Below are 15,777 nucleotides of genomic sequence, written 5' to 3' on the forward strand. Positions count from 1 at the left end.
ACGGCGGGAATTTCTAGACTGTACGTACTGTCTAGTCTAGTGTCATTCGGCACATCTCGGCGTGGAGGTTCAGTCATGGAAGACAGGTTCAGCGGCAAGGTCGTCCTCATCACCGGCGGCGGCTCCGGTCTCGGCCGCGCGGCGGCCCTGCGGGTCGCGTCCGAAGGCGCCAGGCTGGCCCTCGTCGACGTCAGCGAGCAGGGCCTCGCCGACACGGCGGAGGCGGTCGAGAAGGCGGTACCGGGCGCCGAGGTCCTGCGGATCACCGCCGACGTCAGCTCCGAGGCCGACGTGCAGCGCTACGTCTCCGCCACCGTCGAGGCATACGGGCGCATCGACGGCTTCTTCAACAACGCCGGCATCGAGGGCAAGCAGAACCTCACCGAGGACTTCGGCACCGACGAGTTCGACCGCGTGGTGTCGATCAACCTGCGCGGCGTGTTCCTCGGCCTCAAGTACGTGCTGCCGGTGATGAAGGGCCAGGGCTCGGGCTCGGTCGTGAACACGGCATCCGTCGGCGGCATCCGGGGCGTGGGCAACCAGTCCGGCTACGCGGCGGCCAAGCACGGTGTCGTCGGCCTGACCCGTAACTCCGGTGTCGAGTACGGCCGGTTCGGCGTCTCGGTCAAGGCGATAGCCCCCGGAGCGATCATGACCCCGATGGTCGAGGCGTCGCTCAAGCAGATCGACGCCGAGAACTGGGAGAAGGCCGGCGAGGCCTTCGTCAGCGTCAACCCGATGAAGCGCTTCGGCAAGCCCGACGAGGTCGGCAGCCTGGTTGCGTTCCTGCTCTCCGGCGAGTCCGCGTTCATCAACGCCACGGTCATCCCGATCGACGGCGGCCAGTCCGAGCAGTACTGAGCCTGCCCGAACGGGCCGGTGACGCAGAAACCCGCAGGCTCGGGTCCCTCCTTGCGGAGGAGCCGGCCGGACTTACCGGCGAGCCTGCGGGTCGGTGACTGCTCGGGTTTCGGCAGACAGCCTGCCGAGGTGCACGGTGTGCGACGACGGGCTGTCAGCCCGCAGCCACCTCACGAATCCGATAAGACTGCACTTTTCGGATCACCTCCTTTCAGCGTGTGCCCACAGCCTAGGAACGTCCCCATGACCGCACAAGCGAATTAACGGGACCCCGGTGGACGCCGGATTTCCGGGAAGTGGCTGTGTGGTGGCCCACGTTCGAGTTCAATGGTCTGACGTGCGGCAATGCGGAACGCGAAGCGGAACACGCCCTGCGGGAGGTACGGAGTGAGTGCTTCCAGGAGCACCGGGACCACCGACGCGATCGGGCCCGACGAGGATCCGGAACGGGAGCCGTCGGCGGCTGCGATTCCGGGCTCACGGCTGCTGGCCGCGTTGCTCGACGGGATGGACGCCGCGCTCTGTGCCTTCGACGCGCACGGCACCATCACCCACTGGAACCGTGAGGCGGAGCGGATCCTCGGCTGGACCGCCGCCGAGGCCGTCGGGCGGCGGGGCTTCGCCGGATGGGCCGTGCGCAGTGCGGACGCAGGCGACGTGCAGGAGCGGCTGCTCGCCGTCATGGACGCCCCCGGACGGCAGGTCCACGAATTCGCGCTGCTGCGCAAGGACGGCGGCCGCGTCCTCGTGCGGACCCAGTCCTCGGGGGTCCGCGGCGAGGACGGGAAGGCCGCCGGGGTGTACTGCGCGTTCGGCGAGGTGCACGCCCAGATCGACCTGGAGCGGTCCATCGCGCTCAGCGAGGCCCTGTTCGAGGAGGCCTCCTGGGGTGTCGTCGCCGTCGACGTGGACCTGCGGCCGACCGTGGTCAACGGCTACGCGGCCCGCGCGCTCGGCGGCGGCCGCACCACGCTGCTGGGACGCCCCCTGGGCGAGCTGATCGTGCAGGGGGTCGAGGAACTGGAGGGCGCGCCGCCCGCGCCCGCCGAGCTCTGGGTGACGGTGCGGACCGCCGAGGGCGACAAGCGGCGCTGCTGGCGGAGCGGGTTCCTGCGGCTGGCGTCTCCGCTGGCCGAGGAGCCCGTCCCGCTGGGGGTCGGCTGGCTGTTCCGTGACGTCACGGCGGCCAAGCTCGCGGAGCAGGACGCCGACCGGGTGCGCTTCCGCTCCAACCAGCTGCACCGGGCCGCCCGCCAGGCCGCGGAGTGCGAGGACCCGATGGAGGCGGCCATGACGTCGCTGGACTACGCCCTCGCGGGGTTCGCCGACCACGTGGTGGTGGACCTGCTGGTGGACCTGGCCTCGGGGGAGCGGCTCGTACGGGCCGCCGCGACGCCTTCCGACGCTCCGGGCCCGTGCCTGCCGGTATCCGGCGGGTCGATCCCGGCGCGCTACGGCCCCGGCCACCCGGCCCTCCAGGCGATGGAGCGCACGGGATCCGTGCGCGCCGCCGCACCGGCGGGCGTGGGCGAGGCGTGGGCGGCGGAGCACCGGTGGCCGGGCGACTCGGTGCACGCCCTGTGCGTGGTGCTGCGGAGCCGGGGGCGGACGCTGGGCGTGGTGACGTTCCTGCGCGCGGCGAACCGCGGCGCGTTCGAGCGGCCGGACGTGATGTACGCGGAGAGCGTGGCGGTCCGGGTCGCCTCGGCCGTCGACCTGGCCCGGCTGACGGCGGCCCCGGCAGTCTGACGCTCCGGGCCCCTGCGCGTCCGGGGGCCCCGAGTGCCCAGGCCCCTGCGCGTCCGGGGGTCCTGAGCGCCCGGTGGCCTGAGTGCCCGGTGGCCTGAGCGCCCGGGAGCCCTGAGTGCCCGGTGGCCTGAGCGCCCGGGAGCCCTGAGTGCCCGGTGCCCTGAGTGCCGGGTGGTCTGACGGAGCCTCAGTGCCGGTAGAAGACGCGGTCGCCGTACTCCCGCATCACACGGCCGTTCCACTCGTGGCCGCCGTCGACGTTGCCCGAGCGCAGCAGCGGCGGCTCGATGCCGCGCGCGACGAGCTCCTCCGCCGCGGCGGCCATCATGGCCTGCATCAGCGCGCTGGTGACGACCGTCGAAGCGGGCGCGAACGGCGCCGGGACACCCTCCGCCGTCAGCTCCGCGTCCCCGATGGAGATCTTGCTGTCGAGGACGATGTCGCAGTGGTCCCGGAGGAAACCGCCCGAGGCGTGCCGGGACTTGGTCCCCTCCGTGTACGCGACCGAGGTGACCCCGACGACCGTCAGACCGAGCGCCCGCGCGTTCTGCGCCATCTCCACGGGCAGCGCGTTGCGTCCGGACAGGGAGATGATCACGAGGAGGTCGCCCGCACGGGCGGGGCTGGAGTCGAGGACGGCACTCGCCAGGCCGTCCACCCGCTCCAGCGCGGAGCCGAGCGTCGCCGGCATGACGTCGACACCGACGGTGCCGGGCACGGCGAGCAGGTTCATCAGAGCGAGTCCGCCGGCCCGGTAGACGACGTCCTGGGCGGCGAGCGAGGAGTGCCCCGCCCCGAAGGCGAAGAGCCGGCCGCCCGCCGCGACGGTCTCGGCGATCGCGGCACCGGCTGCCGCGACGGACCCGGACTCCTCGTCGCGCACCCGCTCCAGCAGGCCGATCGCTGCGTCGAAGAACTGACCGGCGAGCTTGCTGTCGCTCATCGAGGAGGCCTTTCCCGCGGAAGTGGGGGCCCGTGCGGCGCCCATGTCGCGGATCACGTTGCGGTCTGGACCAGTGGGCTGTCAATAGGCCCTGGAACCGGCCGCCGGCACAGGCATGCGACGGCGGGGCACGGTTGTCGGCGTGATGCGTCAGAATTGGTGCAGGGCCATCGCACGACGACTTCATGTCACAGCATCGAGGGGCACGTATGTCCGGACTGATCGATACAACGGAGATGTATCTCCGCACCATCCTCGAGCTCGAAGAGGAAGGCGTGGTCCCGATGCGCGCCCGGATCGCCGAACGGCTGGACCAGAGCGGTCCGACGGTCAGCCAGACGGTGGCGCGCATGGAGCGGGACGGGCTCGTCCAGGTGGCGGGAGACCGGCACCTGGAGCTCACCGACGAAGGGCGGCGCCTCGCGACGCGGGTCATGCGCAAGCACCGGCTCGCCGAGTGCCTGCTCGTCGACGTCATCGGCCTGGAGTGGGAGCAGGTCCACGCCGAGGCGTGCCGCTGGGAGCACGTGATGAGCGAGGCCGTGGAGCGGCGGGTGCTGGAGCTCCTGCGGCACCCGACGGAGTCTCCGTACGGCAACCCGATCCCGGGCCTGGAGGAGCTGGGCGAGCAGGCTGAGGCCGATCCGTTCCTGGACGAGGGCATGGTGAGCCTGGCCGACCTGGACCCGGGCGCGGACGGCAAGACCGTGGTGGTGCGCCGGATCGGTGAGCCCATCCAGACCGACGCCCAGCTGATGTACACACTGCGGCGGGCGGGCGTGCAGCCCGGCTCGGTGGTCAGTGTGACCGAGTCGGCCGGTGGCGTGCTGGTCGGGTCCAGCGGCGAGGCGGCTGAGCTGGACTCCGAGGTCGCGTCGCACGTTTTCGTCGCGAAGCGCTGACCCCCGCGCCGGGCGGCTCGGCGGCTCCCGCCGAGCGCTCGGCGGCCTCGGGCAGGCGCTGGAACAGCGCCGATGCGCACCCCGGTGCGCCGGGCGCATGTGCATGCGCCGGTGCGGATGCACGTGCAGTTCTGGGCAGGTAAGCCCGCTTTCTGTTTTCCGCCCGGAATCGCAGCGCCCGGGCGAAACGCGTGCCAGGCTGTGGCCAGGCATTGACCTGAGGGCGCCGGCACATCGTGCCGCGCGGTCGGGGAGGGAGCAGGACATGCGCCCGTCGCACTGGAATGTGCGCTGTGAGGGGGCTTCCGGGCGGTGCGACGCCCTGATGGCGACCCCGCGGGCCCGCCGGGCCGTCGCGGCGGCCGACCGGCCCGTCCTGCCGTTCCCGGCCCCCGAGGCGGGCGGACCCATGAGTTCCGGAACAGGCGGCGGCCCCGGCGCCCGAAGGCGCCGGGGCCGGTCCTCCCCAGCGCTGACCCGGAGCCCCGAGCTCTCGAGGTCAGTCCCCACGGACCCCTTGTCCCCGAGTGGTCCGCTTCCCGGAAAAGGTCTCCCCTGGGCTGCGGGCGTCAATCCTGAACCGCTGTCACTCAAACGTGGGATGTTGCGAGCCGGACGCAGGTTTTCGAATAAAGGTTCGATAGTCTGGCGCGCACGCAGCACACGGTGATCGAGGACCAGAAGGGGGTGCCAGACCTATGGTGCGGCGCGTTGATGTGACCGGGTCGGACGGCCTACGCCTCGCGGCCTGGGAGTTCGCCGAGCAGCCCGAAGGGCGCCCGGATGCCGGGCAGGCCCCCGGGATTTTACTGCTGCACGGGCTGATGGGACGGTCCGCGCACTGGGCCTCCACCGCCCGCTGGCTGTCCGAACGTCACCGGCCGGTCGGCCTCGACCAACGGGGCCACGGCCGCAGCGAGAAGCCGGCCGACGGGCCGTACACCCGTGACGCCTACGTCGGGGACGCCGAGGCGGCGATCGAACAGCTCGGCCTCGCGCCCGTCACCCTCATCGGGCACTCCATGGGCGCCCTCACCGCGTGGCAGCTCGCCGCGAAGCGGCCCGACCTCGTCAAGGCACTGATCATCTGCGACATGCGTGCCTCCGCACTCGGCGGAGCCTCCCAGCGTGAGTGGGAGGACTGGTTCGACGCCTGGCCGCTGCCCTTCGCGACGCTTGCCGACGTGCGGAAGTGGTTCGGCGAGGACGACCCCTGGGTGGAGCGGCCCAACCCCTCGCGCGGTGAGTTCTTCGCCGAAGTGATGACCGAGACCCCCGACGGCTGGCGGCCCGTCTTCTCCCGCCGGCAGATGCTCACCTCCCGGGCCACCTGGGTCCACGACGCCCACTGGGAGGAGCTGGCGCAGGTGCGCTGCCCCACCCTGGTGCTGCGCGGCATCGAAGGCGAGCTGGGCAGGGCCGAGGCCCAGGAGATGGTCAGGGTCCTGCCGCGCGGACAGTACGCGGAGGTGGCGGACGCCGGGCACCTCGTCCACTACGACCAGCCCGAGGGCTGGCGCGCGGCGGTGGAGCCGTTCCTGGAGCAGCTCGCCGAGGACGTCAAGGACGACCGGGAACCCGTCAGCCCCTGACCCGGCGGTCCCCGCCCCCGGCCCGCCCGTTCCCTGCCCCGGCCCCCCGGCCCCCCGGCCCCGGCCCGTCCGTCCCCGGCCCTTGCCCTCGCCCGCCCGTCCCCTGCCCCGGCCCCGCGTCCCCGGCCCGAGCCGGCCCGCACCGGCCGCGCGCCGCCAGCCGGTCCGGCCTCCTGCGCCTGCCCTGTGCTCGCACCGCCCGGCCTCCTGCGCCTGCCCTGTGCTCACGCCGCCGGGGCCCGCGCGCCGTGCGCCGGACCCTCAGCCCTTGCTCACCGCCGCCAGGATCTCCGGGAGGCGATCCGCCGTGCGGGGCGCGGCGAGCCGTACCCCCAGCCGGCCGGTCAGCGCTCCGTACACCGCACCCACCGGCAGCAGCACCCACAGCCAGTCCTGACGGTCCGCCACGTGCAGCCAGACCGTCAACGCGATCACAGGGGCGCTGAGCACCGCCGCCGCGACCATCCCGCCGAAGAGGGAGATCCAGGCGAGTCCGGCCTGCCCCGGGACGACGTTCTTGAACGCTCCGTCCTGCGGGATCGAGTACGGGAACAGCGCCGAGGCCAGGGCGCCCGTCGCCAGCATCGCGCCGAGCAGCGCGAAGGACAGCCCCATGACGGCGGGCAACGCCTCCCACTCGCCGAGCAGCCCGGCCGTCAGCACCGTCACCAGAACCGTGTACGGCAGGGTGATCAGCAACAACGCCAGCGCTCGCGCCCGCAGTTCGACATAGGCGTCCCGGGCCGACGAGACCGACAGCGCCACCATCCAGAAGGCGGAGGTGTCCTGCCCGAACTGGTTGTACATCTGCATGCCGAGCATGCCGGCCGCGAAGCACGCGAAGTAGACCGACCCCGCGCCCTGCACCGCGTTGAGCACCGGCACGATCAGACCGATCGCGAGAGCCGTCACCCAGGACGCCTTGGTCTTCGGGTCCCGTACGACATAGCGCAGGCTGCGCCGCATCACCGTCCCCGTACGCCCCTCGGGCAGCAGTGCGTACAGACCGGTACGGTCCGCGCCCGACCGCTCCCGGGACGGTTCCGCGGCGGCGATCGTCGAACCGTCGGGCGCCGTCATCAGCTTCACCAGGCTCCGCTGCCACAGCCACATCAGGACCCCCAGGGCGAACAGGGAGATCAGCACCTGTGCCACGGCCGTCCCGTAGGCGCCCTCGGACGCGGACCCCACCGCCCCGAGTGCCGACGCCGGCGGCAGCCAGCGCACCACGTCCGCGAACGGTTCCAGCGAGGACAGGCCGCCCGCGCGGCTCAGGCTCTGCGCACCGAGGTTGACGAACTGGATGCCCACCGCGATCACCAGCCCGCTGAGCACCGCGAGGTCACGGCCCTTGCGCGAGGTCAGCAGCCGGATGTTCGCCGTGGCGACGGACCGCGCCAGCGCCACACAGACCAGCAGCGTCAGCGGTACGGCGACCACCCCGAACGCCGTCGCCACCGCGCCGTGCGCCACCGCGATCACCGAGCCCAGGGACAGGGCGAGGGTGAAGAGCGGCACGATGCCGATCAGCGAGGCCACCAGCAGCGCCCCGATCAGCGGCCGTGGCCGGAGCGGCAGCATCACCAGCCGGCTCGGGTCCAGCGTCTCGTCGCCGCTCGGGAAGAACAGCGGCATCACCGCCCAGCCCAGCGCCACCACCGCGCTCAGCAGCACCACCAGGGTGCCCGCCTGCGCATGGCCGCGCAGCGCCACCAGGCCGATCACCTGGCCGGCGGCGAGCAGGAGCGTGACCACGAGGGAGGCGACATAGGCGGCGCGCCGCCCCGACGACTGGCGCAGACCGTTGCGCAGCAGCGTCAGCTTGAGGCGTACGAAGACCGGGACGAGGCCCTGACCGCGTACGGCCGGGACCGCGGACCCGGTGGGGGCGGCGTCCAGGACGGTCATCGGGCACCGCCCAGCCAGTCGAGGGAGTCGCCGGCGGTGTCCCGGCCGCCCGCGCCGACCAGTTCGAGGAAGGCGTCCTGAAGGGACGCTGCTTCGCCGCGTACCTCGGCGAGTGTGCCGTGCGCACGGATCCGGCCCCCCGCCATGACGGCCACCCAGTCGCAGAGGGACTCGACGAGCTCCATCACATGGCTGGAGAAGACCACCGTCGCGCCCGAGCGGGTGTAGCGCTCGAGCACCCCGCGGATGGTCTGGGCCGACACCGGGTCCACCCCCTCGAACGGTTCGTCGAGGAAGAGGACTTCGGGATTGTGCAGCAGCGCCGTCGCCAGGCCGATCTTCTTGCGCATCCCCGTCGAGTAGTCCACGACAAGTTTGTGCTGCGCGCCGGCCAGGTCGAGGACGTCGAGCAACTGGGTGGCCCGCTTGTCCACCTCCGCGCCCGGCAGGCCGCGCAGCCGGCCGTTGTACGCGAGGAGTTCACGGCCCGAGAGCCGCTCGAAGAGCCGCAGGCCCTCCGGGAGCACCCCGATACGGGACTTCACCTCGACCGGGTCGCGCCACACGTCGTGGCCGCCGACCTCGATCCGCCCCATGTCCGGCCTGAGCAGCCCGGTCACCATGGAGAGCGTGGTGGTCTTCCCCGCGCCGTTGGGGCCCACCAGACCGACGAACTTGCCCGCGGGCAGCTCCAGATCGATCCCGGCGACCGCGATCTGCTCCCCGAACCGTTTCCACAGCCCTTCCACCCGCACGGCCGCCGGTGAAGCCGGAGCCCCGCCCGCCAGTGAGGCCGTGACCCCGCCCGCAGGCACGGCCGGAGCCCCGCCCGCCGGCGAGGCCGCTTCCGCCGAGGGCACCGTGCCCGCTCCGTCCGTCCTGTCCGAGCTCTGCGTCTGGTCCGGCATGGCACTGCCTTTCGGTATCCCCACGTGTGGGGACCAGCCTACGAAAGGCGTGCGCGGGCGTCGGCCGCCTCCCTGGCACAGGCGTACGCGAGCGGGTTGATCAGCTCCTCCGCGTCCGGCAGCCACAGATTCACGCGGGAGGGGCGGCGGGCCCACTGCACGGCACCGCGCCCGCCCACCCGGGTCGGCGGGCCCGCGACGTAATGCCCCTCGCCGCGCCCCACCAGGCCGACGGCCCCGGCGTCCCAGCCCAGTTGCTGGACGAGGGCCGGCGCCTTGGCGGCGGCACCCGGCAGGACGAAGAAGAGCGTCCGGCGGTCCGGGGTGCGGATCACCGGGCCCAGCGTGATGCCCATCCGCTCCATCCTGGCCATGGCCAGGAAGCCCGCGGCCTCCGGCACGTCCAGCACGTCGAAGGTGCGGCCGGCCGGGAGGATGACGGAGGAACCCGGCTGCTGCGACCACATCCGGCGGGCCGTGGCCGCGTTGCCGGTCGCCTGGCCCGCCCAGTCCGGGCGGGTGGGGTGGGCCCCCGGCTCCGCGCAGCCGGCGTCGCCGCACGAGCAGCGCTCCGCACCGGCCACGGCTTCGAGCCAGGTGCCGGGAACCACGTCCCAGTGCCGTTCCTGGGTGTACCACGCAGCGGCTTCGAGCAGCTGTTCGCTCCGCTGCTGGGGGATCCGTGCGGCTTCCGTCACTCCGATGGCCTCTTCCACGCTCCACACAACTCCGGTCACCACCAGGGGTTACGGGCGCGCGTGCGCCCTTCCCGGCGGATCGATCCTGCACGTGGGGCGCACGGATGCACGGGCGGGGGCGCGCACGGGCAAGCGCACCGATGCGGGGGTAACCGTTCGCAGAACTGTGCCAACTCGCCACCGTCCGTAGCCGATGCAGATGAATATGCGCATTTCTCGTGCCGTGCCGGGCAGTGATGCCTCACCGACAACACCGCGGTCCCAGGGGGAAATATGGCAGCCAGGCCTCTCGTCGCCCGTCAGCCGAACGAACGGCTCCAGACGCTCATCCAGGAGGCGGCGTGTTCCAACGCCGGCCTCGCACGCCGGGTCAACATGGTCGGCGCGGAACGAGGGCTGGACCTCCGCTACGACAAGACCTCCGTGGCCCGCTGGCTCCGTGGCCAGCAACCGCGCGGGAGGGCGCCGGGAATCATCGCCGAGGCGATCGGCCGCAAGCTCGGGCGTACGGTCACGATCGACGAGATCGGCATGGCCAACGGCAAGAGCCTCGCGTCAGGCGTCGGCCTGCAGTTCGCGCCGACCGTGCTCGGGGCGATCGAGCAGGTCTGCGAGCTGTGGCGCAGCGACGTGGGCCGTCGCGACCTGCTGTCCGGGTCCGCGGTGGCCGCGTCCGCGCTGGTCGAGCCCAGCCGTGACTGGCTGATCACCGGCGCCGACCCGCAGGTGGCGCGGGCGGCCGGGAGCCGGGTCGGCATGCCGGACGTGGAGGCGGTGCGGGCGATGACGGCCGCGCTCGTCGACCTGGACCACCGTTTCGGCAGCGGGCACGTGCGGCCCGTGCTGGTGCACTACCTCAACAGCGTGGTGTCCGGGCTCCTTTCGGGGGCGTACCGCGAATCCGTCGGCCGTGAGCTGTTCGGCGCGGTGGCCCGCCTCACCGAACTCGCCGGATACATGGCCGTCGACACAGGCCAGCCCGGCCTGGCCCAGCGGTACTACATCCAGGCGCTGCGGCTGGCCCAGGCAGCCGGCGACCGGGCGTACGGCGGCTATGTGCTCGCCGCTTCGATGAGTCACCTCGCCGCGCAGCTCGGCAACCCCCGGGAGATCGCCCAGCTGGCGCGGGCGGCCCAGGAGGGCGCCCGGGGCCGCGTCACCCCACGCGCGGAGGCGATGTTCCACGCCGCCGAGGCGCGGGGCCACGCGCTGATGGGCGACGCCCGTACCTGCCAGGTGGCCGCGAGCCGGGCGCTGGCCGCCCTGGACCAGGCCGACCCGGACACCGGCGACGACCCCGCCTGGATCGCCCACTTCGACGCGGGCTACCTCGCGGACGAACTGGCGCACTGTCACCGCGACCTGGGCCAGGGCGAACCCGCCGCCCGGCGCGCCAAGGAGGCCCTGGCCGCGCTCCCGGAGTCCCGTACCCGGCGCCGGGGCATCGGCCTGGTGCTGCTGGCCTCGGCCCAGGTGCAGCAGCGCGAGGTGGAGCAGGCCTGCCACACGGGGCTGCGGGCGATGGAGCTCCTGGGCACGGTGCGCTCCAGCCGGGGCGCTGAGTATCTGGACGACCTCCAGCAGCGGCTGGAGCCGTACGGGAACGAGCCCGCGGTAAGGGAGTTCGGCGCCAGGCTGGAGCTCCAGGCCGCCTGACCGGAGGATTCGGGGGGCTACGCCGTCGTCGCCGTGGGCGTGCCGGGCCTCACCGCTGTGTGGAGGGGTGGTGAGGGGCCTCGGTCGCTTGGCGCCATGCGCGGGCCACCCGGTAGCGTGAGCCGACGATTCCATAGGTTGACACGTAGGAGTCCCGGTGACGCAGAGCGGACAGGGTGACGAGCGGCAGCTTCCCGCCGTACGGCCCGCGCACGAAGGTGTCGTGCTGCCCGCGGAGGGCGGCGCCCCCTGGCCCGTGGGCGGGCAGCCGGACCAGGCCGCGCCCGCGGGCGGGCAGCCGTGGGGCCAGCCCTGGGGGCCGCAGGCCACGCAGGACGGCCAGGCACCGGGGCAGCTGCCACCGGAGCAGCACCAGCCGGGCGCCTACGCCCCGCAGCACGGGCAGTACCAGCCCCCACCGCAGCCGTACGCCCCGCAGCAGGACCCGTACCAGCGGGACGCGTACCAGCAGGGCCCGTACCAGCAGCAGTCCTACGCCCAGCCCCTGCCGCCCGAGGCCGCCCCCGGCACCGGTCACGCCGCGGGCCAGGGCGGGGACGCGGACGCCACGCAGTACATCGCGCCCGTGCCCGGCGGCCCCCTGCCCGGAGGGCTGCCGCCCGAGCGCCAGGCCGAGTCCACGCAGTACCTGGGGCAGTCCGCCGCACCCGGGCAGCCGTCCGACGGTGACGCGACCCAGTACATACCCCCGGTGCCCGGCGGCGCTCCCTACGGGATCCGGCCGGGGGCCCCGGGCGACCGGCAGCCGCCCGCGGAGTTCGACAGTCTCTTCCGCAGCGAGGAGCCCGCGGGCGCCACGCAGCAGATGCCCCACTTCGACCCGGGCCACCAGCAGCCGCAGCGGCCCCACCAGGCACAGCAGCAGCCGCAGGGTGCCCAGCCGTACCAGGCCGGTCCGCAGAACCTCTCCGGCGCGCACGGCGGCGGCGAGCCGGACCATGACCGCGGCGCCCCGCGCAGAAGGTCCCCGCACATCCCGCTGATCGCGGCGGTGGTCATCGGCTGCGCCGTCATCGGTCTCGGCGCGGGCGCGCTGATGAGCGGCGGTGACGACAGCCCGTCGGACGACAAGCAGCCGGTGGCCTCGCAGAGTTCCTCGGCGGCCGGCTCCGCCGAACCGGCGGCGGACCCGGCGAAGCCGCAGGCGGAGGCTCTGGACAAGCTCCTCGCCGACAGCAACAACAGCCGTGCGGCCGTGATCAGCGCCGTCGAGAAGATCAAGAGCTGCCGGGCGCTCGACCAGGCGGCGACCGATCTGACGGGTGCGGCCACGCAGCGCCGCAGCCTCGTCACCCGGCTGGAGACGCTGAGCCTCGACCAGCTCCCCGCCCACGCCGAGCTGAAGGACGCGCTCACGAAGGCCTGGCAGGCATCCGCGGAGGCCGACGATCACTACGCCGCGTGGGCCGGGCAGGCCAAGAACGACAAGAAGGTCTGCAAGGGCGGCACCGCCCGGTCGACGGGCGAGACGGCCAAGGCCGAGAAGTCCAGCAGCGATGCCACCATCGAGAAGCGCAAGGCCTCGGGGCTGTGGAACACCCTCGCGCGGAAGTACGAGCTGACGGAGCGGGCGCCCACCCAGCTCTGACGCGACGGCCCCGGCCCGGCCCCGCGTGCCGGGGCTGCGTGCCGGGCCGGGGCCCGCGTGCCGGGCGGGCCCCGCGTGCCGGGTGGGCCCCCGTGCCGGGCCCCCGTGCGGGGCCCCCGGGCGTCAGCTGTGCGGATCGGCGCCCACGAGGGTCTGCGTGACGTCCACGAAACCCTTCTTCGCCGAGGTGAGACGCCCCTGGCGGACCACCTGGAAGGTCACCCGCGCATTGACGATCCGCCCGTAGGGCGCCGTGCCGACCATGTCCTGGAAGCGCCACCGCAGCACGGGAGTGAGACCGCCGGTGTCCACCTCGGTGCCCCGGTTGAGGCTGACCGAGATGCCGCCCGCCGTGATCGAGGACTCGTCCATCGCCTCGACGACCGCCTTGAGGACCGTGTAGGCGATCCACGTCGTCTGCACGCCCGGGTCCTCGGGATCGATCCGGTTGTCCCCGAAGGCGTACGTGTCGATCACCTGGCGCATCTCGTCCCAGCCGGCGTCCTCCGAGTCCGGGTACCAGCCGGTCACCAGGGCCCCCTCGAACGGGCTGTTCGGGCCGCCGGAGCGGTTGATGAGGCTCTGGCCGACACTGCCCAGCACGGACGAGATCCGCACCTCGCTGCCCTGCGGCTCCAGCCGGCGGAAGGAGTCGAAGAACGTCCCCGTGCCCTCCCCGAGCACCGCGGTCACGCAGCCGTCACCCGCCTGTACGAGGGCCTTGGCCGCCTGGGAGTCGTACGACGTGGCCTCCTCGGGCGCGCTGATGTCGTAGACCCCCGGGCGGTGGCTCCGGCTGAGGCTCGTGTCGAGCAGCCCGGGCATGGTGTCGCCGACCAGGCTGTCGGGCCGCACGAGCGACACCTGCTCGCACGTGGCCGCCAGCTGCTCACCGTTGCCCGCGACGAGCGCGGGCTGCCCGCCGTTGACGGGGTAGGACAGATAGCTGGTGAACTCGTCGGCGGAGGCGCCGTACCCGCCGATGTACGGGATGCCCGCGGCCTCCAGCGGGGCCAGGAACGCCCGGCCGTGCCTGCTGTACGAGCCGATGACCGCCGCCACGTCCTGGTCGGCCGCCCGCCGTGCGCACGTCGAGGCCCCGGCGGCGGTGTCCTGCTCGTTGCAGGTGAGCACCCGCAGTTCGTGGCCGTCGATCCCGCCCTGCTCGTTGATCCAGCGGGCGTACGTCCTCGCCATGGCCGGCATGCCCGCCATGTTCACCGCGTCGGCTCCGGCGGTGTCCGGGGCCCAGGTCATCACGGTGACCGGATCCCTGGAACCCCCGGACGCCCCGGGGAGGACACCACAGCCGGATACGAGCAGTGCGCCGGCCGCCGCAGTTGTGAGGAGTCTGTGGGGGCGGGAGGAGGTGAGGCGTCGCCATCCGGTCATGGTCATGAACTTTTGCGCCTCGCGGGTAACGCAGCAGTGTGCCGTGGTCAACGCTCGGTGACGTGAAGGTGAATTACGGGGGGCTGCTCGCGTCCGCCGGAGGGGAACGTACGATCGACAACCGTGCAGCAAGGTTCGGAGAACACTTCCCGTCGCGGCCGTCGCTCCTCCACCATGGGCGGCATGCCGCTCAACGACATGCCGTGGTGGCGCTGGCGCAGCAACGTGCGCTCGGCGCTGCACATGCTCTCCGACCCCGTCTTCCACCACGAGTGCTGGCTGGCCGGCCGGGAAGGGTACGGCGACGTCACCGACGCCGTGTACCGCCTGGTCGAGGACACCTGGCTCGACAACTGGTCCGCCGAGAAGTACGTGGGCACGATCTTCCGCGACTCCGCGGAGGCCGCCCTCGTGGACGTCGCCGCCCTGCGGGTGCTGCGCATCATGCACCAGATAGGCGCGGACGCCCCCGTCTCCGCGTATCTGGAGCACCCGGGCTGGAACGAGGCGGTCGTGGCCGCCCGCGAGGCCCATGTGATGCTCGCCACCAACGACGGCGAGGACCCCGACACCCCGCCCCGGTCCCTGGACGTGCTCCGCATCATGACCAGATCGGCGTGACCCGCGGGCGGTGTGGCACCCTACGGGAATGACCGCGCCGCAGCCTGCCGAATCCGTACCCGCTGCCTCGGACGCCCCAGCCGAGCAGTACGTCCTCACGCTCTCGTGCCCCGACAAGCAGGGCATCGTGCACGCCGTGTCGAGCTATCTCTTCATGACCGGCTGCAACATCGAGGACAGTCAGCAGTTCGGCGACCACGACACCGGTCTCTTCTTCATGCGCGTCCACTTCTCGGCGGATTCCACGGTGACCGTGGACAAGCTGCGGGCGAGCTTCGCCGCGATCGGCGAGGCGTTCCGGATGGAGTGGCAGATCCACCGCGCGAGCGAGCGGATGCGGATCGTGCTGATGGTGAGCAAGTTCGGCCACTGCCTCAACGACCTCCTGTTCCGCTCGCGCACCGGCGCGCTGCCCGTCGAGATCGTCGCGGTCGTCTCCAACCACACGGACTTCGCGGAGCTCGTCGCCTCGTACGGCGTCCCCTTCCGCCACATCCCTGTGACCAGGGACAACAAGCCGGAGGCCGAGGCGCAGCTGCTGGAGCTCGTGCGCGGGGAGAACGTCGAGCTGGTGGTGCTGGCCCGCTACATGCAGGTCCTCTCGGACGATCTCTGCAAGCAGCTGAGCGGCCGGATCATCAACATCCACCACTCGTTCCTGCCGAGCTTCAAGGGCGCGAAGCCCTACCACCAGGCCCACGCCCGCGGTGTGAAGCTGATCGGTGCGACGGCGCACTACGTCACCGCCGACCTCGACGAGGGACCGATCATCGAGCAGGAGGTCGAGCGCGTCGGGCACGGTGTCACACCGGACCAGCTCGTCGCCGTCGGACGCGATGTGGAGTGCCAGGCGCTGGCCCGCGCGGTCCAGTGGCACGCCGAGCGGCGCATCCTGCTCAACGGCCGCCGTACGGTCGTCTTCGCCTGAGCCGCCCGGT

13 protein-coding genes are annotated in these 15,777 nt (G+C 72.6%); 8 read left to right on the top strand and 5 right to left on the bottom strand.

Features of this window, described 5'->3' with window-relative positions:
* Nucleotides 1–75: 75 nt before the first annotated feature.
* A complete protein-coding gene (locus tag ACFYQ6_RS17775; protein WP_361583165.1) occupies nucleotides 76–861 on the top strand; it encodes an SDR family oxidoreductase in 786 nt (261 codons plus the stop codon).
* Nucleotides 862–1,248: 387 nt separating this feature from the next.
* Nucleotides 1,249–2,610 carry a PAS domain-containing protein gene (locus tag ACFYQ6_RS17780; protein WP_388763710.1) on the top strand — a complete coding sequence of 454 codons (1,362 nt, stop codon included), beginning with the start codon at nucleotides 1,249–1,251 and terminating at the stop codon, nucleotides 2,608–2,610.
* Nucleotides 2,611–2,797: 187 nt separating this feature from the next.
* Here ACFYQ6_RS17780 and ACFYQ6_RS17785 read toward each other — a convergent pair whose 3' ends face one another.
* Nucleotides 2,798–3,553 (bottom strand): SIS domain-containing protein, encoded by a 756-nt coding sequence (locus tag ACFYQ6_RS17785; protein WP_356737085.1) that lies wholly within the window; start codon nucleotides 3,551–3,553, stop codon nucleotides 2,798–2,800.
* A 209-nt stretch (nucleotides 3,554–3,762) separates the two neighbouring features.
* On the opposite strand from ACFYQ6_RS17785, the gene ACFYQ6_RS17790 reads away from it, so the two are divergent.
* Both ACFYQ6_RS17790 and ACFYQ6_RS17795 read left to right on the top strand, forming a co-directional pair.
* Entirely contained in the window at nucleotides 3,763–4,455 is a 693-nt protein-coding gene (locus tag ACFYQ6_RS17790; RefSeq protein WP_361583158.1) for a metal-dependent transcriptional regulator, read from the top strand.
* Nucleotides 4,456–5,153: 698 nt separating this feature from the next.
* Nucleotides 5,154–6,047 (top strand): alpha/beta hydrolase, encoded by an 894-nt coding sequence (locus ACFYQ6_RS17795; protein WP_361583156.1) that lies wholly within the window; start codon nucleotides 5,154–5,156, stop codon nucleotides 6,045–6,047.
* Between the two features lie 261 nt (nucleotides 6,048–6,308).
* On the opposite strand, the gene ACFYQ6_RS17800 is transcribed toward ACFYQ6_RS17795, so the two are convergent.
* Genes ACFYQ6_RS17800 through ACFYQ6_RS17810 form a run of 3 tightly spaced genes read right to left on the bottom strand, consistent with a single transcriptional unit; the run spans nucleotide 6,309 to nucleotide 9,579 of the window.
* Entirely contained in the window at nucleotides 6,309–7,955 is a 1,647-nt protein-coding gene (locus tag ACFYQ6_RS17800) for a transporter (RefSeq protein ID WP_388763713.1), read from the bottom strand.
* Nucleotides 7,952–8,863: an ABC transporter ATP-binding protein gene (locus ACFYQ6_RS17805; RefSeq protein WP_361583150.1), complete on the bottom strand. Its 912-nt coding sequence runs from the start codon at nucleotides 8,861–8,863 to the stop codon at nucleotides 7,952–7,954. Before ACFYQ6_RS17805 ends, ACFYQ6_RS17800 begins: the two co-directional genes overlap by 4 nt.
* Before the next feature lie 38 nt (nucleotides 8,864–8,901).
* The gene (locus tag ACFYQ6_RS17810; RefSeq protein WP_388763823.1) at nucleotides 8,902–9,579 is read right to left on the bottom strand and encodes a bifunctional DNA primase/polymerase; all 678 of its coding nucleotides are present in this window, start codon (nucleotides 9,577–9,579) and stop codon (nucleotides 8,902–8,904) included.
* A gap of 255 nt (nucleotides 9,580–9,834) precedes the next feature.
* On the opposite strand from ACFYQ6_RS17810, the gene ACFYQ6_RS17815 reads away from it, so the two are divergent.
* The gene (locus tag ACFYQ6_RS17815) at nucleotides 9,835–11,217 is read left to right on the top strand and encodes a transcriptional regulator (protein ID WP_356737095.1); all 1,383 of its coding nucleotides are present in this window, start codon (nucleotides 9,835–9,837) and stop codon (nucleotides 11,215–11,217) included.
* A gap of 157 nt (nucleotides 11,218–11,374) precedes the next feature.
* Nucleotides 11,375–12,826, top strand: coding sequence for a hypothetical protein (locus ACFYQ6_RS17820; protein WP_388763715.1), 1,452 nt, complete (start codon nucleotides 11,375–11,377; stop codon nucleotides 12,824–12,826).
* Nucleotides 12,827–12,949: 123 nt separating this feature from the next.
* Here ACFYQ6_RS17820 and ACFYQ6_RS17825 read toward each other — a convergent pair whose 3' ends face one another.
* A complete protein-coding gene (locus tag ACFYQ6_RS17825) occupies nucleotides 12,950–14,218 on the bottom strand; it encodes an ABC transporter substrate-binding protein (protein ID WP_361583145.1) in 1,269 nt (422 codons plus the stop codon).
* A gap of 174 nt (nucleotides 14,219–14,392) precedes the next feature.
* On the opposite strand from ACFYQ6_RS17825, the gene ACFYQ6_RS17830 reads away from it, so the two are divergent.
* Both ACFYQ6_RS17830 and purU read left to right on the top strand, forming a co-directional pair.
* A complete protein-coding gene (locus tag ACFYQ6_RS17830) occupies nucleotides 14,393–14,839 on the top strand; it encodes a hypothetical protein (RefSeq protein ID WP_145804260.1) in 447 nt (148 codons plus the stop codon).
* Nucleotides 14,840–14,867: 28 nt separating this feature from the next.
* The gene (purU, locus tag ACFYQ6_RS17835; protein ID WP_361583142.1) at nucleotides 14,868–15,767 is read left to right on the top strand and encodes a formyltetrahydrofolate deformylase; all 900 of its coding nucleotides are present in this window, start codon (nucleotides 14,868–14,870) and stop codon (nucleotides 15,765–15,767) included.
* Nucleotides 15,768–15,777 lie beyond the last annotated feature (10 nt).

Origin of the sequence: Streptomyces sp. NPDC005494 (assembly GCF_042872025.1) — a bacterium.
GTDB lineage: Bacteria > Actinomycetota > Actinomycetes > Streptomycetales > Streptomycetaceae > Streptomyces.